Below are 20,133 nucleotides of genomic sequence, written 5' to 3' on the forward strand. Positions count from 1 at the left end.
AAAACCGTAGACTAGGTCTCTCCAGTGCGCCAGATCGTTGACCGATATCGAGCGGCCCCCTAACATAAGGTCGTAAACAGTCAACGACTTGCGTCGAACTGCCCATCCGTTCTTGCGCGGCATTTTTCCCCCTCCGCACCCTTATGCAGCTATCCTGCTTTTATTGCGGCAACGTCCTGCGAGCTACTGCCGACCAGTTGGGAGGCGAGGTCGTTTGCCCTCACTGCCACAAAGTAGTGCGGCTCCCCGAAGCCGAGACCTTGGCCCCGGACGAACCTCACCAAGAGGGCTCACTTTTTCACTCTTGGGTGAATGACGGAATCTCCGGTTTCGTTTCGTTCATCGTACATGCGGGGCTGTTGATTCTTTTCGCCTCGGTGACTTGCAACTTTCAATCGGCGACTTCCGGCGATGGAGTCGATGTGCTGATCGGCGATATGCCAGAGGTCAGTCTCGACGATTCGGGGGGCGAAACGCTGGATACGGTCGCCGCCGCCAGCGAAGTATCGGAAACGGTCGAAGTCGACGAACTACTGAACGAAGTTGCTCCTCCTAGCGCCGAGCCAACCGATATCGGCGAGTTGATTGACACTGCGGCGCTGACTCCCAGCGGCGCGATGGGAGGAGGGATCGGTTCGCTCTCGACGATCGGCGGAGGTGGAAGCGGCGTCGGCGCCGGCGCGTCGTTCATGGGCTTGCGGGCCGCCGGGCGCAGGTTTTGCATCATTGCCGACTGTTCGGGATCGATGTCTGGCGTCAAGCTCGACTACGTCAAAGAGGAGATCCTCGAAACGGTCTCCAGCTTGCCGCGCGAAGCGCAATTTCAAGTCATCTTCTTCCAATCGCAAGCGGTTCCTTTTCCACAAAAAGGTTGGCGACATCCAAAACGTGATTTCAATGCGTTATCCGAATGGCTGAAAACGGTGGGGCCTGCCGGCGGAACAAATCCGTTGCCGGCGTTTGAGATCGCTTTGAAATTTTCCCCTCGCCCGGACGCGGTCTTTTTTATGACGGACGGTTTATTTGATGACAATGTCGTGGGCGAAGTGAAACGACTGAACGACATGAGCGAGCCGAGGGTCAAAGTCCACGCGATTTCCTTCATGGATCGCAGCGCCGAACCGCTGATGCGACAAATCGCCGCCGAATCAGGAGGGGAGTATCGCCATGTTCAGGCATTCTAGCGGCGGCGGAATGCGAGCAATCATCGCCGCGTCCTGCTTCTTATTATGGCTGGCGTCACCGGTTTCCGCCGATCGGTTGATCTTGCGCAATCTCGAAATACTCAATAATGTCAAAGTGTTGTCGTTGGACGAAGATGGGGTCAACGTCGACGACAAGGAGATCATCGGTTGGGATCAGATCGAACGGGGGACCGTCGGCCTGAAGCAGGATCAATTTGACAAATTACTTAAAGATCTGGGGGGGCCGCTGTTTCGCTTGCGGCAACGTTTGAGCGTGGGGGATTATGTCGGTTTGGCGGAACAAGCGGAAGCGTTGTTTCCGATCTACGCCGAGCGAAATAGCGAAACCGCCTATCTCGTTTGCCAGGCGACCATGTGGAGTCGACAAGCGTCTGGCCGTCCGGCCGCGGCGCTGGAAGCTTATTTTCGCAGCTTAAAAATGCTTCGCGGCAAAGCGGGGCTGACCGGCAAACTGCCGGGGCGACGCAAGCTCAGTTTTGACGCGGCGACCGGATTATCGCCAGAGCTGGAGCCGATCTTCTTTGATGTCGAAGAGGCGAAGTCGGCGCTGCCGCTCGTCAAAGCGGCTGCCCAAGATTTGCAAACGCCGCTGCCGCAAGCGACGTTCATCTACGTAGGTTCGTTGGCGATCGCGGCCGGCGACATGCAGTTGGCGGACAAGTCATTTGAAAACCTCAGGGCCGACAACGCGCTGATTTCCGACTGGCGCGTGATCGCGCCGGCATTGCGAGATTTGGCCCGCGGCGAAGACGATCAGGTCATTGTGCAGATCGAAGCTCGCTTGCCCGGCATGCATCCGTTTAATCGAAGCATCGCCCACTATCTGTTAGGGACAGCGCGGATGGCGGATGGGATGCAATCGGCAGTCCAGCGGGGCGTGCTGGATCTGATGTATGTTCCGGCGATGGAAGGGACGCAGCGGCCCGAGCTATCGGCGGCCGCGTTGTATCAGTCGATGACCGCACTGCAAAAAGCAGGCGAAACTAGTCAAGCGGCGAGTCTACGCAAAGAAATCTTGGCGAACTACAGCGGCGCGTATTTCGGACAACGGCTGCGAGATCAAATCAATCGCGGCGAGGATCATTGAGGAAAAATCATGAGACGCACCATCGGAATCCGCGCCATCTTGGCGTACTCTTTCGTATTACTGGTCGGAACCTACAGCATGACGCTGTTGGCGCAAGACAGCTCGCCGGCGGCGGAAACGCTGACCGTGGAAGAATCGGTCGAAACGCCGACGGAAGACAATACGCCGCAGCGGACCTTGCTGGATACGTTGATGGATGGCGGTGTTGTCGGCGCGTTGATCGGCGTCTTGTCGATCGTTGCGGTCGGTTTTATCGTCGAGCATTTTCTCTCGATTCGCAAAGATGTTTTGATGCCGGAAGATGTCGCGACGAGTCTCAGCGACCTGGTCGAAGAGGGCAAAATCGATGAAGCGATCGAAGTTTGTCAGCATCCCGGCAGTCGCAGCTTGTTGGCGTATGTCGTCGAATCAGGCCTGACCCGCTATCGCAGTTCGGAATTTGGTTTCGCCGAATACAAAGCGGCGGTCGAAGAAGCAGGCGAAGAGCAAACCGGCCAGCTGTACCGCAAAATCGAGGTCCTCGGCCTGATTGGTCAAATCGCGCCGATGCTGGGACTGACCGGCACCGTGCTCGGCATGATCAACGCGTTCAACACGATCGCCGCTACCGACGGCGCTCCAAAGCCGGCCGAACTAGCCGAGGCGATCGGCCAGGCGCTGGTGACAACGCTCTTGGGCTTGGTCGTCGCGATTCCGGCGATGGTCGCCTATAGCTTTTTCGGCAATCGGATCGACTCGCTCGTATCGGAAGCCGGCAAACGAGTGGAGCAAATTTTGACCCCGCTCGGTCGTCGCCGCTAACAGGAGCGATCGCCGTGAGGCTCTGTAAAAGTCGAAATCGTCATTTGCCCGAGATGAACATCACGCCGATGATCGACGTGGTGTTTCTGCTGTTGATCTTTTTTGTCACCGTGACGCAAGTCTCGCAGGCGAATCGCGAACAATTGCAATTGCCGAAACAAGCGGGCGACAAGGATCAAGATCGCTCGACATTGACAATCAACATTGATCGTCCTGGTCGGATGACCGTCGGCGGCGCAGCAGTTGATCGAGCTGATCTCGCGACAATCGTCGCCGCCGAATTGGAAAAAGTGGGGGGCGACCCGCGTCAGCTGAAGATCTTGGTTCGGATGGATCAAGGGGCGCAAAGCCGCGCGATCAATCAATTGGTGGAACAATTTGAACAGTTTGACGTAAAGCTTGTGGAACTCGCCGTCGAAACGCCGCAATAAAGGAACGCCAGGTGAGACTTAGCGCCCATCGCACGACGCGCGACAAGAAGATCGACTTGAACATGACGAGCATGATTGACGTCGTGTTCCTGCTGTTGATCTTTTTCATCGTGACCGCGAGCTTTACTCCTACCGAGCGGCGATTGGACATTGCGGTGCAGTCGGCCAATCCATCCGCGGCGCAAGCTAGCGACTTTGATCCGGCGATTGTTGAAGTGACGGCGACCGACGGCGGCTTTGGCTTTCAACTTGGCAGCCGCACTTTTTCGACCCAAGATGAATTAGAAGAAGTATTGATCGCGTTTCCTGACAAATCGTCGCCAGCGATTGTGCGCGGCCAGGACGAAGCCCCCTATGGAATGGTTTCGGCGGCGATCCAAGCATGCAAGAATGCCGGTTTTCATGGAGTACGCTATCAGCCGCTTACTAGCAAGTAGACGAGCGATATGGGCCGGCATGGCGGCGCTCTTGGCGTTGTCAACGTCGCTTGCTGCTGCGCAGTCTTATGACAATCGTCCAAAGGAGATCTTGAACGATGAGTTCAAGCAGGTGGATGATTATCTCGCGCGGTTGGGTTTGACCGAACAACGAATCTTGCTGAGCGAAGCCTACGTCGAAAAGCCGATTGACGAAGCGAGTCGCCGCAAGGCGCTGCGCGAGCTTGCCGATCTCTTCGCCACGCGGTTGATGGAAGTGAGCGGAGATGACGCCCAGTTTGACGCCTATCGCCAACGCGTACAAAAGCTGATCCAAAAATACCCGGCGGCCAACGCTCCTTCGCTGCAAGTCATGTTGTTGCAGGCCGACTATCAACGGGCCGAGGCCGCCGCATCCGAGTGGATCGCCGATCCGTCGAAGTCGGACGCCAAGCAGACCGCCGCGTCGATCTTGAAAGTGATCGCGCCTCAGTTGACTGTCGCCGCCAAGCAACTTCGCAGCGACATCACCAAGGGGTTTGAAGAAGTCGATCGGATGCCCAGCGGACCAACGGCCGAAGCGCGCGAACGCGAGCTGCGCGCCCTAGAAGGAGTCGCCGGCAGGGCCGCTTACTTCGCCGCGTGGGCCAACTACTATCGTGCGGTAATCGAAGGGAATCCGCAGTCCGCCGCGATTCCGGAAGCGATGAAACTGTTTCAGGGGTTGCTAGGGATCGAAGGAAACAATTACAACGCCGTCGATCCGCTCCAATTAGGACTGATCGTGGAATGGCGAGCACGGGCCTTAATCGGGCTAGGATTGTGCGAAGCGTATCTTGGCCAGATGGATTTTAGTCGCCGCGTTTTTGAGATCCTGCGGCAAAGCGACGCATCGCCGCAGATCATTGATCAGGCCGACTATTGGTTTGTCCGCGGTCTGTTGAACGCCAAACGATATGACGAAGCGCTGGCCGAATCGCAACGTTTGGTGAGTCATTTTCAGGGGGATGGAAGTGAAGGCAAGATCAGCTTGTGCGCCTTGATCGCACAAGTCGGATTTCATCCTCTCGAGGAAACGTCGTCTGAGCAAATGCGACAGCTTGGGTTGGTCGGCATTGTCGGCCTGGCGAAATTAGGGCGCATCGGCGCCGCGATACAATTGCTGGACGAACATAAGATCGACGTCAGCGGCGATCCCGGCTTTTATTTGCTGTGGCTGGAAGGGCAGCGACAATTTGCTGCGGCCGAAGAATCGAAGGAAGAACGCGACTACAAAGAAGCGAAGGTGCTGCTGGTCAAAGCGGTCGCCAATCCTCCTGCGGGAGACGCTGGAGCGCAGGCCGAGTGTCAGTACGTGCTGGGGTGGTGCTGCTATCGCTTGAAGCAGTTCGCCGAAGCGAGCGGCGCCTTTCGTCAGGCGATCGCCGGATTGAAGTTGTCGAATCCGCAAAAAGCGGTCGAAAGCGCTTGGTTGGCGTTCGTTTCGCTGCAATCGTTAGCCAAAACCGATCCCCGCTACGCCGCCGCGGCGATCGACGTGCTGGAAGATCTGAAACGGGATTTCCCCGAGCACTCGTACGCCAAAAAAGCGGATCTCTTGATCGCTCGCTTGCAGCAATCGCGCGGCTCGCTGCGTGATTCGATTGACCAACTGGCGAATATCCCGGCGAGCGATCCAAACTATTGGACGGCGCAATACGACTTGTGCGTCATGCTTCGCCAGCAAATCGAGCAAACCGCCGACGAAAGTCAGAAGATCGACTACGCCAAACGACTGCTGGCGGCGGCCAATGTGCTCAACGGTAGTTTGAGCGATAAATCATCACAGAGCGATCGCGCTCGCGCCTTACGCACGCTGTTGATGGCGGTCGAGTTATCCGGGCGCAGTTTGCTGCCGGCCGATGTGGGAGACAGCGGCATTCGACGCGCGGCTGCCCTCGCGACGCAATTGCCAACTTCAGATGGCTCCGTCGCGGATTACCATCATCGGGCGCTGTTGTTGGCGCAACAGCGCAAGCAGCCAGAACAGATCTTGGAGCATGCCGATTGGATATTGGCCAATGCGCCTGACTCGGCGTTCGCAACTTCCGCTTTGGTCGTGCGAGCGCTCGACATCGATCGCCGCCTGCAAGAAACGGCGACGCCGGAGATTCGGACGGAAGCGTTTGAGATCTACCGACAACTGGTCCAAAAACTCGGCTCTTCGCCGCAGACGCTGCGTGAAAAGAAAAATGCCCGCGTCGCCGCCAGCAAGTTCGCCGAGTATGCCGAACTAATTGGCCGGCGAGCCGAGGCGGCTATGGTCATCTCAAATCTGGCCGAAGCCTTTCCCGATGACCGGACTTATCTGCAACAAGCGGGCCGAGCTTCGTTTGAAGCCGGAATGGTGGAGATCTCGCTAGAACATTGGCGTAAACTGCTTTTAGGGCTGGATCGCGGCTCTTCCGAATGGTTTGAAGCCAAGTCGCACCAGCTCGCGTGTCTTGCCAAAACGGACCCCAAGGGAGCTCGTAAAGTGCTGGCGCAGTTCAAGTTGCTGTATCCCGCAGGCGGACCTCCCCCTTGGCGTGATAAAATAAAAATTGTGGAACAGGAACTGGCCTCGTCGCGGTGAAGTGTCGCCGCCGGAATGCTGCATGTCTGACGACCAACCATCTGCGAATGATCGCCCTGCGGGTCGCATTGAAGCGTTCCTCGGTCGGGCTACGTCGTTTATGGCGATCTATGGAGCGTCTGACCCAACGCGTTTGGGCCAGTTGGCGATCATCGCCGATCAACTGGGACTAACTAATCAAGAGTATCAGGCGGCGCTGCAGCATCTTCGCGAGAAACGCGAAGTGGTCGCCATTCCGAAGGCGCTGCCGCGCACGTTGCCGACCACTCCGGTCGAATCGGAGTCGCCGCCGACCGAACCGCCTGCGTCGCGCTGCGTGCTGACAGCGTCCGATCCGCTTCGTGATTCTTTTCTGCAACAAGCCAAATTGTTGCTTGCGGCCACTAGCGCCGAGACGCCAGAGAAGCTGCGGAAGCTGGCCGCGAAACTTGGGGTGGATGACGACCAGTTCGAGCGTTGGCTGAGCGAACTGCACGGCCCGTTCGTCGTGGCCGAAGCAATCTCTGAACCGGAAGAAGAAGAGGAGTCGGTTGAGACCAAGGAACCGGCGCCGCCGAAGATCGCGCGCAAGCCGCCGCAGGAGATGTATGAGGATTACCTCCATCTGGCGCTGGCGGCGATTTCTTCGGGCCGGATCAACCAGCGGCGAGAAACGAAATTGATCGCCGAAGGGGTGGAGAAACTTGGACTCTCGCCGGTGTTGGCTCGTGACATGCTCTATGCCGCGGCCGAGCGTCGTAATTATGTTTTGTTGTCGCAGTTGACAGAACCGTGCGAAGCGCCGGTTGTCGACGAAAAACGTGAGCAAACTATCACCGAGTTTCAACAGCGGGCCGCTTCGATCATCGCAGGGCAGGGGGGAGTCAGCTCGGTTTGTCGCGTGATGATCGCCGAAGCGGCAACGGAGTTTGGTCTCTCTAAGGATGAAAAAGAGCAAGCGCTCGCCGCGCTGCAGCGACAAGATGATTCGCGTCTGGCCGATCCGCTCGAAGAACGGATCGCCGCGTTTCGCCGTTTCGCCTGTGATAAGCTGAAGAAAACCGAAAGCCAGGTCGTCGGCGACTTGTTGACCAGGCAATTGACGCAGATCGGCGTTGACCTCCACGGATTGCCGGAAGAAACCGCTTCAGCGACCGTACGCGAAGCGATCACGACCGCAGCGTTGCGCGTCGTCACGCTTGATCAGGCGATCACCCACGTCCTGTCGATCGTCGATGATCTCTTGGCGGACGAAGGATTTATCTCGATCGAAAATCGAAAGCGGTTGCTGGCCGAAGCGCGACAATGGGGAGTCGCACGAGCCGAAGCGAGCACGCTTATCGAAGAGCATATCGAGAACATCGAGCGCCGCGCCAAGCGTCGCCGGCGGCGGATCTTCGCTGCGGTATTGGTGTCGACGATAACGCTGTTCGGCGGTTTGGCGGCCGTGTATTGGGGGAAACCGGAGTGGGCCGATTTCGGCCAAGGTCCCAGCGTCTGGCGTTCCGATCCAACCGGTCGCGCCGGAATCCACTCGCAACAGGATCCCACGAGTGAAGAAGAGGGGTTTCAGCGGGTTTCGTGGTGGAACGAAGCGCTAACAATCGATCTCTTGACGCTGCGGCGTCGACGTACCGACCTGCAAGCGGCGACGGCTGCAATCGCCAAAGAAGATCCCCAGCAACGGGCCGCAGGATACGCCGAGTTTGTTCCAAAGATGATCGAAGCTGCGTCCGACGAAGCGAATGCGACGCATGCCGAGCAATTGCGCGTCATCTTGCGCCGTCTGGCGATCGACGAACCGGATGACGCCGCATTTCAATCGCTGAGTCAAACGCTGTTGAAACAAGTCCCCGCCAAAGAAGACGCGCTTCATTCCAACAGCAAAGCCGCTCAACAATATGTCGCGCTTGGATTGTTCGTCGACATCGCGCAGCAGCGCGAGTTGGCGGTCGAGCGACGTGATCAGATCATCGCTCGCTTAGAGCAGCGACTTGGGGTGGTGACCGGACCATCGGCGGATTTGGCGGCAGTTTTTGCGGACGAACTGGCGCGCAATCAATACGCTTCCCTGGGGCGCCTGATCGAAAAAGATCCAGCCGAAGCGATGGCGACGCATCAAATGCTGCAGCCAATCGTCCGCGCGAACGTGAACCGACAGTTGGCGAGCGATCTGGGGGGAGACGCGTTGTTAGCGATCTTGCCGCGGGTTCCTCAAGATCTGAATCGCTACCGCAGCGTCTTGGACCAGCAGATCAGCCAACGCAATTTGGCGGTGCTGCTCCGCTTGATCGAATTACTCGAATCGGGCAAGACTAACGGTCGGGTCGCTAGAGAGTTGCAATCATTGCTGGCCAAGGTGGCCGACGTCACTGTGGACGGCATGGAGCCGACCGACGCTGCTATCGTCATGCGCAGCGCGCTGGCTGGTTTGGCTGGACAAGGGGACGTAGGCGAGATGACCCGCTTTTTCGCCGGCCAGGCGCATCAGATTGAGTTGAGTGAGAGCGCGTTTGGATCGCCTGACGAATGGCTCAACGATGCGGTGGAGTTGTCCAGGATCTCGGCGCTGGGCGCCGCCGCCGCGCAAAAAGAATCGGGCCGCCGGTTGTTTCAATCCCTATCGAGCGACGTACCTGAACCGATTCGCGCCTCCAAAACAGGCGCGCGACGTTTGGTGTCGAAAGATCGTTTGGATCGAATTCGGGAAGCGTTTCGTCAGTTGAGCCGCGCCAATGATGCGCGTCGCCGCGTCATGGCGTACGAGAATTTGGCCGCAATCATCGCCGGTAGTGACGACCTTGACTACTATCACGCCGAACGGTTGGTCGATTATCTGCTGATGAAAAAATTGGGAGATGAACATGACGCCGTTATTCGCAAACTAAGCGACTTTCGCGCTTCAGGCATGTTGCGATTAGCGTTGTCTGATCATTTGGAAGAATCGATCATGCCGCTTTCCGAGGTAGAACGGATGGCGGGCGAAATCATCGGTCGTCCGATCGTGTTGCTCGACAAGACCATCTGGAAAGAAGAGTTGCGGCGCATCTTGCTTTCCGACGCGCTTCCTCGCTTGCATGACGATGCAAAAGTCGCCGGCGAAGATGTCTCGGGCGACGTCTTGGAGCAATCCGCCGCGAGTTTGCTGGACTACTACCGAATTCAAGCGGAGATCGCCGGCGTTCCCTACGAGCAGCGCATGATCATGCGGCTTCCCAGCGACGCGCTGCAAGCGATGATCCAACTGCAGTCGGATCAATTGGCCGCCGCGAAGCTTTCGCCCGATTTGCAGGCGCAATTGGATGACGTCTTGTTGCGCTCCCGCGTCGTCTCGCTGGTGGCGCGCAATGATTTAACCAAAACTGCGGCTTTGCAGCGAATTTGGCTGGAATTATCGGCGATCGCCGCAGTTCGTACGCAGCCAAATTCGCGGTTGGCGACCGATCAGCTAATCGCCCGGCTGCGGCAAGTCGATCAAGGTTCGCAAAATGTTTTCCAGCAAATTCGCAACGGCGAAGCGGCGCTGGTTCGCATGCAATTGATCCGGATAGAGACATAACCATGTTACGTATCCTGCTCACCATTTTGATCAGTTGGTCACTCGGGCCAAACTGCACCAGCGCTGCGGTGGTGCTGGTTCGTGGAGAGTCGGATCCTGTCGCCGGTTATGTAGAAAGTCGTTCTGGCGGCGTACTGCGATTACGGATTCCGCAAGCGGGCGGCAAGAACCGGACGCGCGACATACCGCTGGGGGATGTCGAAGAAGTGATCGAGACGGTCTCGCCCAATCGACTTGCCGAGCTGAGTCCCGACAAACCGGAAGGTTATCGGAACTATGCGGAAGAGTTGGCGCAGAAGAAGATTGACCCGGAAGCTCGCGAGACGGCGCTGCGGCTGTTTTTGATCGCCGCGCGGTTGGATTCGGCTCATTTAGGACGCAGCTGCTTGCTCGGAATGACGGCGATTGCTCGTTCACCGGAAGAGGCGAGCCGCTTTCAAGCGATGGCCTATTTGCTGGATCCAGAGCATGACGCCCAACTTATCCACAAACGTCCCGCGGTGCAGTTGGCCAACCCCGAGAGAGTCGAAGAGTGGAAATCGCTAATCATCACCGGACTGCGAAAACTGCGCGGCGGCGATTACCGCTCGGCTCGAGCGATTCTAAAACGGAGTGAAATACAGAAGGCGTTCGACAGCATCGTGTCGGACATCCGTTACGAAGATTGCGTCGCGATTCTGAATAAGAGCTGCCCCGGCTGCGAAGGGGGGAAGATTCCGATGCCGCTGATTCGCAAGCTGGTGTTGGCCGAGCTTTCGTTGTTGCCCGAAGTTCATGGAGCCAGCGACTTGGAAAGCGTGCCGGAATGGTCAGAATTGACTGCGGCTGAAAACCACAAGCCGTTGGCGACGCTGACCTTGGAAACGATCACCGAGTTTGATCCGCGCAACTCGGTTTATCGCCGCAACAAGTGGGAATCGCCGTAAGGAACAACTTACACATTTTCACCGGCGGTCGGCGTCTTGCCATGCTGAAGTAGAAAGTTCAGTTCTGGTTCGATCTCGGCGAAGACCTCGTTCAATGTTTGAAGTGCGACCGGAGCTTCGGGAAACTTTTGGTCCTTGCCAAGCGACTCCAACAGCATCGCGGCGTCTTGCCCGCTGGCGGCGGCGAAATAACCAAACGACCCCTTGAGCGAATGCGCGTTGCGCTGGAGCCGCGGTCCATCTTTCGCTTCGATCGCCTCGTCGATCTCGCTCAAGATTCTTCGCACGTCGGTCAGAAAGACGTCGACCATCGCTTGCAGCAGCGATTCGTCTCCACCAACATTCGCCAACGCCGCTTCCCAGTCGACTTTTGGCGAAGTAGGCGTTTTTACGAGGGAGCTTTCGATTGCCGCGACCGGGGGCGGGATGATAAGGTCAGACGTTTCACTGGGAGTGGTTGGTGGGAAGGAGAGCAAGGCCTCATCAATCGCATCGTACATCGCTTGGGCATTGATTGGCTTGGTGACGTATCCATCCATGCCTGCTTCCAGGCAGCGTTCTCGATCTCCTTTCATCGCGTGCGCGGTCATCGCAATGATGGGGATATGTTGCGTGGTCTCTTTTTCGTAACGTCGGATTTCGGCCGTCGCGGCCATGCCGTCTAGGACCGGCATCTGCACGTCCATCAACACCAGATCAAAGCCTCCTTCTTTCCAAGCTTTGACCGCTTGTTTGCCATCGCTGGCGACGGTCACCAGATGTCCGCGTTTCTCCAGCAAGAGCACCGCCAGCTTTTGATTTACCAGGTTATCTTCGGCCAGCAAAATACGTCGCCCCCAGGATCCCAGCTTTGGTTCATGGCCGGCGTTGTGCGTCGCGAGGTCACCGGCGACGTTGTGTCCCATGACATCCATCAGCGTGTCGAACAGATCCGACTGCTTGATCGGTTTCGAGAGAATTGCGTCGACGCGCGCTTGCAGAGGATTGGGCGGCTCTTCGTCGAAGGTTCCGGTCGTCAGCAAGATCGAATGGGCGGCGGCCCCACGCGGAGATTTTTGGATTCGCTCCAGCAGTTCCGTACCTTCGAGGACCGGCATCTGTTGATCGATGATCAGCACTTGGAATTTCGGACAAGCCGCTTCGTCCGCGTAAAGCGAGATCGCTTCAACAGCGCCGCCGATCACGGTTGGATTCATTCCCCAGTTGGTTAGCATCTCGGCGATGATCTCACCGCAAGTATCGTTGTCATCAACGATCAAGACGTTCAGCTGTCGGCAATCATCCGGAGGAATGTGACGCTCGTCGTAGCTGTGAGCGTCGAGCCCCAGTTTCGCTGTGAAATGGAATTGCGATCCGACGTCGACCTGACTTTCGACCCAGATTTTTCCCTGCATCAATTCGACCAGGCGAGAGCAGATTGAAAGTCCCAGTCCCGTGCCGCCAAACTTGCGCGTCGTGGTTCCGTCGGCTTGTTCAAACGCGGCGAAGATTTTTTGCAGCGCTGCATCGGGGATGCCGATACCGGTGTCGCAGACAGTGAAGTGGAGCAGCGCGTCGGTTTCATTTATCTCGTCAACATCAACGCGGACGACGATTTCGCCGTGCTCGGTAAACTTGATCGCGTTGCCGACCAGGTTCACCAAAATTTGCCGCAATCGCCCGGGATCGCCGGTCATTCGCCAGGGGACGTCAGGACGAACATGCGCGACCAACTCCAAACCTTTGCCATGAGCGCGAAATGCGAGCGTCTTCATCAGGTCGCCCAGATTCTCACGCAGTTGGAATGGAATCGATTCGATCTCGAGCTTGCCGGCTTCGATTTTTGAGAAGTCGAGAATGTCATTGATCACCGAGACCAGGCAGTCGGCTGACGTTTTGATCATCTGCAGATACTCGCGCTGCTGCGCTGCTAGTTCGGTCTCCAGCAGTAATTCAGTCATGCCGATGATGCCGTTCATCGGCGTGCGGATTTCGTGGCTCATGTTCGCCAAAAATTGCCCTTTGGCCCGATTGGCGGCGTCGGCGGATTCTTTTTGCGACTGAATCACATCCTTGGCGATCGCCAGCAAATGCGACTGCGCCTGAATCAACATATGGACCGAGATGACGCGGAACGTCCCATCTTGGCGGCGAATCGCCAACGGCTCGTAAGCGGCGTCGCGCGGACGACTAAGCGCCATTCGCGACGCGTCGTGAATGCTGGCGTCGGCAGAGACTTCCAGGTGCGGGATGTTCATCGACTCGTACAGCACGCGGACCGGACGCTGCGAATAAAGATCACGTGAGAAGAGCCGGCTCATGTACTCGAGAAACTTTTCGCGCGAGATTAGACCCAACAATTGATCCCCTACCATGATCAGCACGCCGGGCAAGTCGTGTCGCTTATCGAAGATCTCTTCGACCTCTTTTCCCCAGGTCGAAGCATCGACAGAAGCATGATGCGCTGGCAATTCGGCCAACGTCGAATCGCTCCGCAGTTTGCCGAGTTCGGCGTAGATCGATCTGTCGTCGCGATGCGTCACGGTATTTTTCCTGAAGGAGCGTTAGACGCGAGCCACCGCCGCGGCGCGGCGTTTGATCATAGTGATCGTTGCGCCCTCGCTGTCAAAAGTCGCTTCGTCCATAAAGGCTTGCATCAGCACCAGACCGCGATTTCCCAATTTGTCGAGCGCTTGCGGATCGTTCGGTTCAGGGATCGATGCGATATCCATGCCGGGACCTTCATGGCGAATGACGAACGATCCTTCGTCTCGGCTGAGACTGGCTTGGACATGCAGCACGCGCGACGCGTAAGGTTCGCTGGCGCGACGCTGCTCGACCAGCGCAATCGCTTCGGGGTGATCCAGTTGCAGTGATTCGAGCTGATCCAGATCCAGCTCTAGGTTGCCGCGGTAGTAGGCGCTGAATAACGCGCCTTCGAGCGCCATGCCGAGACGAACCTGATTGCTCGCTTCGCACAAACCCATGCTGCCGGCGATCTGCTGCATCATTTCGACCAGACGTTCGCACAAGACAGGATCATTGGTCAGGCGAAACTCAAAATCGGCCTTGGTCATCGCCTGGGTCAGACGTTCGTAATTGCGCTCGGCGGCGCACATCGCGCGCACCTGTTGCACCGTGGAGACGAGACGTTCGGCCAAGTGCGTTTTCGGCACGTAGCAAGCGGCGCCTTGCTGGAGCGCTTCGACGGCGAGTTCCTCGCTGCCGTGCGCGGTGGTCAGAACGACCGGAATCTGGGGATAGACCGACTGCATGCGGTTGACCAGTTCTAGCCCGTTCATTTCGGGCATGTTCAGGTCGGTCACGACGACGTCGACTTCGTCCGATATGTTTTGTAGCAATTCCAGGGCCGCCAGACCGTTGGTCGCTTTCGCAATTTTATTTTGCGGGTCCTTTTTCAAGATTCCTTCTAATAGAACCAAGTCGACCGGGGTGTCGTCGACGATCAAAACGGTCGGCATTGTGAGAGTCTCCTTAGAAATTGGCGCAAGCTTCGCCATTTTTTTTCTGGATTAGGCGATAGATAGCAAACTTGCCGATGTCGCAAGTCCTTCCGCCGATCCCTCTTTATAAAGAGCGGATGTTAAAGAACGGCGTAGATCGGGTGGGAAAATCGTCGCGATTTGGGGGGGGAATGCGGCGGGAGAATTGCCGTGATGATCCGAGTCGGGTTGACTTTGACGGCTCACTCGCAACAATGCGTAGCCCGATCGCAATATTCGCAAATTTGGTCTACAGCAGACCGAAGAATATTGCCGATCAGGGAACTTGTCGCTTAGCAAAGCCTAGCGGGTTTTGCCGGGTAGACTAAAATAGGAAAAGAAGCCTTCGGTGCATTATCCGGCAGAGGGACCAATTTTTTGCGAGGGCCGGACTCATCAACGGCTAGTGCAAGTGCACGCCAGAGTTTCGCCCGTCTCGCAGCGACTCCACTCGTCGCATCTTGACCGAAGGTTTTCTTATATTTCTGAGCCGCCGTGCTGCTTGCAGCCGGCGGTTTTTTTATGACCTACAGTTGGATTGGCGGTGGCCGATTGGTCACCCTCCTCATCACCTCGCCTTGGGCGATTGATCTGCGAGAAATCCAATGCACCAAGCGTATGTCTTCGTCTTATTAGCAATCTGCTTCGCCGTTGGCAGTTTTGTCGCGCAGTTTTGCGTCAACTAACAAGCGTTACGACCCCTAGTACCCGAATCGCTCTTCGGTCCAGGGATCGCCGTGGTTGTGATATCCGCCGCGCTCCCAGTAGCCCGGCTTGTCGCTGGCTGTTAATTCAATACCTCGGATCCACTTGGCGCTCTTCCATGCGTAGAGACGCGGCACCATGCCGCGTACCGGTCCGCCGTGGTCGGCGTTGATCTCCACGCCGTCATGCTTGTCGGCCAGCAATGCGTCTTCCGCGAGAAAGTCCTCGAGCGGCAAATTGGTAGTCCAGCCGTTGTCGTAGGCGTGGCAGAGGACATACTTCGCTTCGGGCTTGATCCCGGCGAGTTGCAAGAGAGTCTGCGTCGCGACTCCTTCCCAGACGTTGCTCAAGCGTGACCAGCGCGTGACGCAATGAAAGTCGGCGAAAACTTTGCAGCGCGGCAGCGCTTGAAATTCGTCCCAGGTCAGCGTTACTTCGCGTTCGACCAGGCCAAAGATTTTCAGCCGCCATTTTTCGGTTGGCACATCCGGCACGATCGACGCGTGCAAGATCGGCCATTTGCGCGTCCGCGATTGGCCCGGCGGGATTCGCTCGTCCCGCTGCGTGTCGGGGCTGATAATGACGTTTTCTTCTGTGACTTCTTCCGGCTTCCGAGGTTCGCCGGGTTGGTATTTGGCGCGGTCGTGTTCCGATTCAAACATACAGGTACCAAGGAAAATAGGAAGAATGCTGCAGCGTCTACTCGATTGTATCGACGCCGAGAGAATCGACCAATCTCGCCCCCACTTGAGATCGGCGGTCGCCAGCGAAATGGACTGTGATTACGCGGTTCGGCGACTCTTCGACCACAGCAGCACGAGCCAGAACGTAAGAAACGTCATTGTGCAGCCAAGTACGAGCAACGGGCGGCGAATGTCAAAGCGATCAGCCGCTTCCCCACCAAGATTGAGGAATACGCCTACGGCAAGGAAGATTCCCCAGGCGACCAGCGCGGCGATGATCAGCCCCATCAGCTTCCACGAGCCAGGCGTCGTTTGCAAACGAGCCGGTTGGTCGGGCGGCGGCGGAACTTGTGCGTCGGGATTAGTAGTCGGAGGTTCCATAGTACGCTTCGGCGGTAAGGCCCGTTTTGTCTTGAACCATTTTTACGATCCGATCGACTTCGGCGTCACTGATCGGCGCCACAAAGCCTTCGGCAGGTCGACGCGCGACGGTATAAATTTGGATCAGTTTCAAGGTTCCGCCGGCGGCCGTCACATCTCGTAGTCGCTGACAATAGGCGATCAGTTCGGCATCGCTGGGACCAACTCCGTTAACCTTCATAAACAAGGTCTGAATCACCAGCGGGCGAACTTGGGCAGCGGCGGCGATATTGTCGAGTACGCGCTGGAAGGGGACCTTCGTCCGCTCGATTAGGTGGTAGTAGTCTTCGGTCCCGGCGTCGAGCTTCGCCCAGATCTCACCGTTGTTGGCGTCCAGCACTTCCAGACCTCGCTGGACGACGTCGCGATGGAACATTGACGCATTGGTGATGAGCACCATTTTGACGTCATGCATGCCGTGCTGACGTTTGATTTCGGCGGTGCGTCCGACCAACTCGTCAAAGTTGCGATAGGTGGTCGGCTCGCCATCTCCGCTGAAGGCGATATCGTTGATGCGACGCAAATTTTTGGGCGTTTCGGCGAACTTGGGGGTCGCCCAAATCTCGCCGGAAGCAGCCAACTGCAACATCTCGTCGACTTCGTGGAAATATCGCTCGGTTTCGACAAAGCGCGTTTCGCTTTCTTCGCGACGATTGACCTGACAATAAATGCAATCGAAGTTGCAGATCTTGTCAGGGTTCAGGTTCACGCCGACCGACAACCCGCGACTGCGCCGCGAGAGAACGGGATAGACAAATTTGTTGTCGTCAAAACTGCGCTGATGCAGCGTATGCAGCCGATGCGTCGTCATGCAAATTAGCGTTAGTCGATGGGTGTGGTCGCTTTGGTAGGCCCAGTTGGCGCGACCAAAGCATCCGTCGGGACAGGCCCCAACACGTTCTCTCCCATGTTATCACGCATCAGCGACAAAGTGCGGCGCATCACTTCCAGATCTTCTTCCGGAATGCCGACAATCGCTCGGGCACGGACCGATAACGCACAGTTGACCATTTGTTCCCAAACGGGCTGCACCTTGTCCGTTGCGCGGATGATTTTCTTGCGTCGATCGCAAGGATCGGTTTCGCGCGTGATCCAGCCATCTCGCTCCATACGGTCGATCACGCCCACCAAAGTCGGCGCTTCGATCCGCATTTGCTCGGCTAGTTCGCTTTGCGTGATCTCTCCATGATAAGAGAGCCAGGCCAGCACTTCCCACTGGCGATAGGTGATTCCATGCGCTGATAACTCTTCGTTCATCGCGCGCGAGAGCATATGTCCGGTCGAGAAAATCCAGTACCCGACGCTCTTTTCAAAATCAAAACGTATCATGCTGATAGACTCCTGGCCGTTTCCCCAGCTTTGTATTCTAGCGAACAGATCGAAAGATGCGAATAAACATAATTACTACCCAAACGCTTCTTGCAGGCAGTAATCAAATAACAGCCGCCATTCCTCGGCAGCGGTGCGAATAAGGATTTCTTGGTTGGAAGTTCGGCCCTGAGCGACAGCTTCGCAGCCGTCCACCATCGCGATCGGGTCCCAGTCGACACCCGAAGCGAGAAATTGGGTCGCCGCATCCAGTGGTCCGCCAGAAGTGATCTTTGCTGCATTCGCAGCTAAGTCTTGCATGATTGGGTGCCGTCCGACTCGACGGAACCAATATTTTGCGTTCCCGTAGTCAGGCTCGCGGCGGTGCATCATCGCATGCCAGTAACTGCCTGAACTGGACGGAAGGTTTTGACTTATTTCGTGAGATTCTTCCAAATAGTTGTAGAGGAGCCAGATTCCGGCCAAACATGCATCTGCCATCTCGCGATTGCGGATTGGCCGTCCTCCAGCCAGATCGTCATGCTGTAAACGGGAAAGTTCGTCGCGAACCGAAAGATTCGGGGAGCCAGGGCCGAGAGGAGCGGCAGGCGCCGTTTTAATTAACCTGGCAATCGTTTCGGGATACGAAGTTTGCATGATCGAAAGATCGCATTGGATAAGTGCAAATCGGAGTCAGTCTATACTACTGTTTTTTCAACACCATCGGAAACCCTACCCAGCGGTGGGCTCCGTTGATAAACTAAATTCCTTATCGGTCTTTACGCAGAGACCTGACGGGAACGCCGTTTCCTCTTCTCGATACGGAAATAGTTGATATGTCTGTTGATCCCAATCAGGATCCGCAAGCCCAGCCGGAAACCCCTGCCGACGCTGCAACCCCGACCACTCCCGAAAGCACCGCTTCTTCTCCGGAAGGCTCCGTCCCAGCAGCAGCGTCTGACGACGCCGATTCGCCCAAGCGAAAATTGCTGATCGGATCGCAACGAGACGAAGATAAGCCGACGCCTGCCGCGCAGCCGGCGCCGTCAACGATGGGACGTCCACAACGCCCAGAGAAGCCGAAACCGCCTAAGTCGGAAGAGGAAGATGATCCGACGGCGATTCCGGACGATCTCTCCTCGCTCGAATCTGAGCCGGAAATGGATCGGCTTCCCGTTTCTTCCGATGGTCGCGTCGCCGTACCAAATCGTCGCCAGAAATTAGACGATATCGAACGCGAAGTCGAAGCGGCCCTGGGCGGCTTATCGCTCGACGAGATGATCACCAGCGAAAAAGCGATGCAAGGGATCTCGGGCAAGACGCTCGAAGTCGATAGTCGTTTGAATGCGACCGTCGCTCGCGTGCATCGCGAAGAGGTCTTTATTGACCTTCCCGGCCAAAATCAAGGTTTCGTTTCGCTGCGATCCTTTGTCGTCCCCCCCGAGATCGGCGCCAAACTGGAAGTCGTGATCATCAAATATGATCGCGAGCAAGGGCTTTACGAAGCGCTTGTTCCCGGTTCCTCGGTCTCCGTCGTCGATTGGGGCGATCTGAAAGAAGGGATCCTGGTCGACGCCGTCGTCGACGGAGTAAACAAAGGGGGCCTTGAGTGCGCCGTCGGTCAGGCACGCGGGTTCATCCCGGCCAGTCAGATCGCGCCGCATCACGTCACCAAGATGGATGACTATCTTGGTCAGAAGTTGCAGTGCCTGGTGACCGAGGCGAATCCCGATCGCCGCAACTTGGTGCTCAGCGCCAGAGCGGTCGCCGAAAAGGCGAAAGAAGATAGCCGCAAAGAAACGATGGTCTCGCTGCAAGTGGGCCAGATGCGGGACGGCACCGTCACGCGACTGCAAGACTTTGGTGCGTTTGTCGACATCGGCGGCGTGGATGGACTGGTCCACGTCAGCCAAATCAGTTGGGATCGAGTCAAGCATCCTAGCGACGCGCTCAGTGAAGGTCAGGCGGTTCGCGTTAAAGTGACCAAGATCGATCCCGAGACCGGCAAGATCGGTCTTTCGATTCGGGACACGTTGGAGAACCCCTGGCAAAAAATCGCCGAGGAATTTTCGGTCGGCGCAATCGTCAACGGCAAAGTCACCAAGATCATGGATTTTGGCGCGTTTGTCGAAATCGCTCCGGGGATCGAAGGCCTGATTCACGTATCGGAAGTGAGCCACAACCGGGTCAGCCGAATCGAGTCGGTCCTTAAAGCAGGCGAAAAAGTCGATGTAAAAGTGGTTAACATCGACAAAGAAAAGCGACGCATCGGTCTCTCGATCAAGGCGCTTGCCCCGGCCCCGGCTTCGAAGTCCGGCGGCAAGAAAAAGGACGAAGAAGAATACGATGTCGATCGCGCGTTGAAGGTCAAACCGACCGCCAGCGAGCTCAAAGGTGGCATCGTCAACGAACAAAGCGAAGGCTCGAAATTCGGCCTGAAGTGGTAGTTCGCACGTCCGTTATTGTTTAAAAATCGCAAGGGCCGCCTTTACTAAAAGGCGGCCTTTTCTTCTTCAT

General features: G+C 56.8%; 16 protein-coding genes. 9 read left to right on the plus strand and 7 right to left on the minus strand.

The genetic code is table 11. The annotated features are described in order from the left end of the window. The first annotated feature begins 143 nt into the window (after positions 1 to 143). The 8 genes from M4951_RS06700 to M4951_RS06735 are packed head-to-tail and all read left to right on the plus strand — an operon-like array spanning position 144 to position 11,018. Positions 144 to 1,184 (plus strand): vWA domain-containing protein, encoded by a 1,041-nt coding sequence (locus tag M4951_RS06700; protein WP_262025709.1) that lies wholly within the window; start codon positions 144 to 146, stop codon positions 1,182 to 1,184. After that, on the plus strand, positions 1,168 to 2,292 hold the full coding sequence (locus M4951_RS06705) for a hypothetical protein (RefSeq protein WP_262025710.1): 1,125 nt from the start codon (positions 1,168 to 1,170) through the stop codon (positions 2,290 to 2,292). Before M4951_RS06700 ends, M4951_RS06705 begins: the two co-directional genes overlap by 17 nt. Before the next feature lie 9 nt (positions 2,293 to 2,301). Then, complete coding sequence (locus M4951_RS06710) at positions 2,302 to 3,093, plus strand: MotA/TolQ/ExbB proton channel family protein (RefSeq protein ID WP_262025711.1); 792 nt, start codon at positions 2,302 to 2,304, stop codon at positions 3,091 to 3,093. Positions 3,094 to 3,107: 14 nt separating this feature from the next. Further along, positions 3,108 to 3,524: an ExbD/TolR family protein gene (locus M4951_RS06715; RefSeq protein ID WP_262025712.1), complete on the plus strand. Its 417-nt coding sequence runs from the start codon at positions 3,108 to 3,110 to the stop codon at positions 3,522 to 3,524. Positions 3,525 to 3,535: 11 nt separating this feature from the next. Then, the gene (locus M4951_RS06720; protein ID WP_262025713.1) at positions 3,536 to 3,961 is read left to right on the plus strand and encodes an ExbD/TolR family protein; all 426 of its coding nucleotides are present in this window, start codon (positions 3,536 to 3,538) and stop codon (positions 3,959 to 3,961) included. A 19-nt stretch (positions 3,962 to 3,980) separates the two neighbouring features. After that, positions 3,981 to 6,554, plus strand: coding sequence for a hypothetical protein (locus M4951_RS06725; protein WP_262025714.1), 2,574 nt, complete (start codon positions 3,981 to 3,983; stop codon positions 6,552 to 6,554). 22 nt (positions 6,555 to 6,576) lie between these two features. Continuing rightward, positions 6,577 to 10,092 (plus strand): hypothetical protein, encoded by a 3,516-nt coding sequence (locus M4951_RS06730; protein WP_262025715.1) that lies wholly within the window; start codon positions 6,577 to 6,579, stop codon positions 10,090 to 10,092. 2 nt (positions 10,093 to 10,094) lie between these two features. Further along, positions 10,095 to 11,018, plus strand: coding sequence for a hypothetical protein (locus tag M4951_RS06735; RefSeq protein ID WP_262025716.1), 924 nt, complete (start codon positions 10,095 to 10,097; stop codon positions 11,016 to 11,018). A gap of 8 nt (positions 11,019 to 11,026) precedes the next feature. Here the strand turns inward: M4951_RS06735 and M4951_RS06740 are convergent, their stop codons facing one another. From M4951_RS06740 to M4951_RS06770, 7 genes are all read right to left on the minus strand, one after another. After that, positions 11,027 to 13,540, minus strand: a complete 2,514-nt coding sequence (locus M4951_RS06740) for a response regulator (RefSeq protein ID WP_262025717.1) — start codon at positions 13,538 to 13,540, stop codon at positions 11,027 to 11,029. A 21-nt stretch (positions 13,541 to 13,561) separates the two neighbouring features. Further along, positions 13,562 to 14,479: a response regulator gene (locus M4951_RS06745; protein ID WP_262025718.1), complete on the minus strand. Its 918-nt coding sequence runs from the start codon at positions 14,477 to 14,479 to the stop codon at positions 13,562 to 13,564. Between the two features lie 722 nt (positions 14,480 to 15,201). Then, positions 15,202 to 15,867 carry a sulfite oxidase-like oxidoreductase gene (locus M4951_RS06750; RefSeq protein WP_262025719.1) on the minus strand — a complete coding sequence of 222 codons (666 nt, stop codon included), beginning with the start codon at positions 15,865 to 15,867 and terminating at the stop codon, positions 15,202 to 15,204. A 120-nt stretch (positions 15,868 to 15,987) separates the two neighbouring features. Next, a complete protein-coding gene (locus M4951_RS06755) occupies positions 15,988 to 16,269 on the minus strand; it encodes a hypothetical protein (protein ID WP_262025720.1) in 282 nt (93 codons plus the stop codon). Beyond that, the gene (locus tag M4951_RS06760; RefSeq protein ID WP_262025721.1) at positions 16,250 to 17,119 is read right to left on the minus strand and encodes a radical SAM protein; all 870 of its coding nucleotides are present in this window, start codon (positions 17,117 to 17,119) and stop codon (positions 16,250 to 16,252) included. The genes M4951_RS06755 and M4951_RS06760 overlap by 20 nt, the downstream gene beginning before the upstream one ends. 11 nt (positions 17,120 to 17,130) lie before the next feature. Next, positions 17,131 to 17,637 carry a MarR family winged helix-turn-helix transcriptional regulator gene (locus M4951_RS06765; protein ID WP_262025722.1) on the minus strand — a complete coding sequence of 169 codons (507 nt, stop codon included), beginning with the start codon at positions 17,635 to 17,637 and terminating at the stop codon, positions 17,131 to 17,133. A gap of 75 nt (positions 17,638 to 17,712) precedes the next feature. After that, on the minus strand, positions 17,713 to 17,937 hold the full coding sequence (locus M4951_RS06770) for a hypothetical protein (RefSeq protein ID WP_262025723.1): 225 nt from the start codon (positions 17,935 to 17,937) through the stop codon (positions 17,713 to 17,715). A 515-nt stretch (positions 17,938 to 18,452) separates the two neighbouring features. Between M4951_RS06770 and M4951_RS06775 the strand changes: the two genes are divergently transcribed. Beyond that, complete coding sequence (locus M4951_RS06775; protein ID WP_262025724.1) at positions 18,453 to 20,063, plus strand: 30S ribosomal protein S1; 1,611 nt, start codon at positions 18,453 to 18,455, stop codon at positions 20,061 to 20,063. The last annotated feature ends 70 nt before the right edge of the window (positions 20,064 to 20,133 follow it).

Origin of the sequence: Blastopirellula sp. J2-11 (assembly GCF_024584705.1) — a bacterium.
Classification (GTDB): Bacteria; Planctomycetota; Planctomycetia; order Pirellulales; family Pirellulaceae; genus Blastopirellula.

Coding starts and splice junctions, on each gene's coding strand:
- M4951_RS06700 (WP_262025709.1), top strand. CDS start 144: ATGCAGCTATCCTGCTTTTATTGCGGCAACGTCCTGCGAGCTACTGCC.
- M4951_RS06705 (WP_262025710.1), top strand. CDS start 1,168: ATGTTCAGGCATTCTAGCGGCGGCGGAATGCGAGCAATCATCGCCGCG.
- M4951_RS06710 (WP_262025711.1), top strand. CDS start 2,302: ATGAGACGCACCATCGGAATCCGCGCCATCTTGGCGTACTCTTTCGTA.
- M4951_RS06725 (WP_262025714.1), top strand. CDS start 3,981: ATGGCGGCGCTCTTGGCGTTGTCAACGTCGCTTGCTGCTGCGCAGTCT.
- M4951_RS06730 (WP_262025715.1), top strand. CDS start 6,577: ATGTCTGACGACCAACCATCTGCGAATGATCGCCCTGCGGGTCGCATT.
- M4951_RS06735 (WP_262025716.1), top strand. CDS start 10,095: ATGTTACGTATCCTGCTCACCATTTTGATCAGTTGGTCACTCGGGCCA.
- M4951_RS06745 (WP_262025718.1), bottom strand. CDS start 14,479: ATGCCGACCGTTTTGATCGTCGACGACACCCCGGTCGACTTGGTTCTA.
- M4951_RS06750 (WP_262025719.1), bottom strand. CDS start 15,867: ATGTTTGAATCGGAACACGACCGCGCCAAATACCAACCCGGCGAACCT.
- M4951_RS06755 (WP_262025720.1), bottom strand. CDS start 16,269: ATGGAACCTCCGACTACTAATCCCGACGCACAAGTTCCGCCGCCGCCC.
- M4951_RS06760 (WP_262025721.1), bottom strand. CDS start 17,119: ATGACGACGCATCGGCTGCATACGCTGCATCAGCGCAGTTTTGACGAC.
- M4951_RS06765 (WP_262025722.1), bottom strand. CDS start 17,637: ATGATACGTTTTGATTTTGAAAAGAGCGTCGGGTACTGGATTTTCTCG.
- M4951_RS06770 (WP_262025723.1), bottom strand. CDS start 17,937: ATGCAAGACTTAGCTGCGAATGCAGCAAAGATCACTTCTGGCGGACCA.
- M4951_RS06775 (WP_262025724.1), top strand. CDS start 18,453: ATGTCTGTTGATCCCAATCAGGATCCGCAAGCCCAGCCGGAAACCCCT.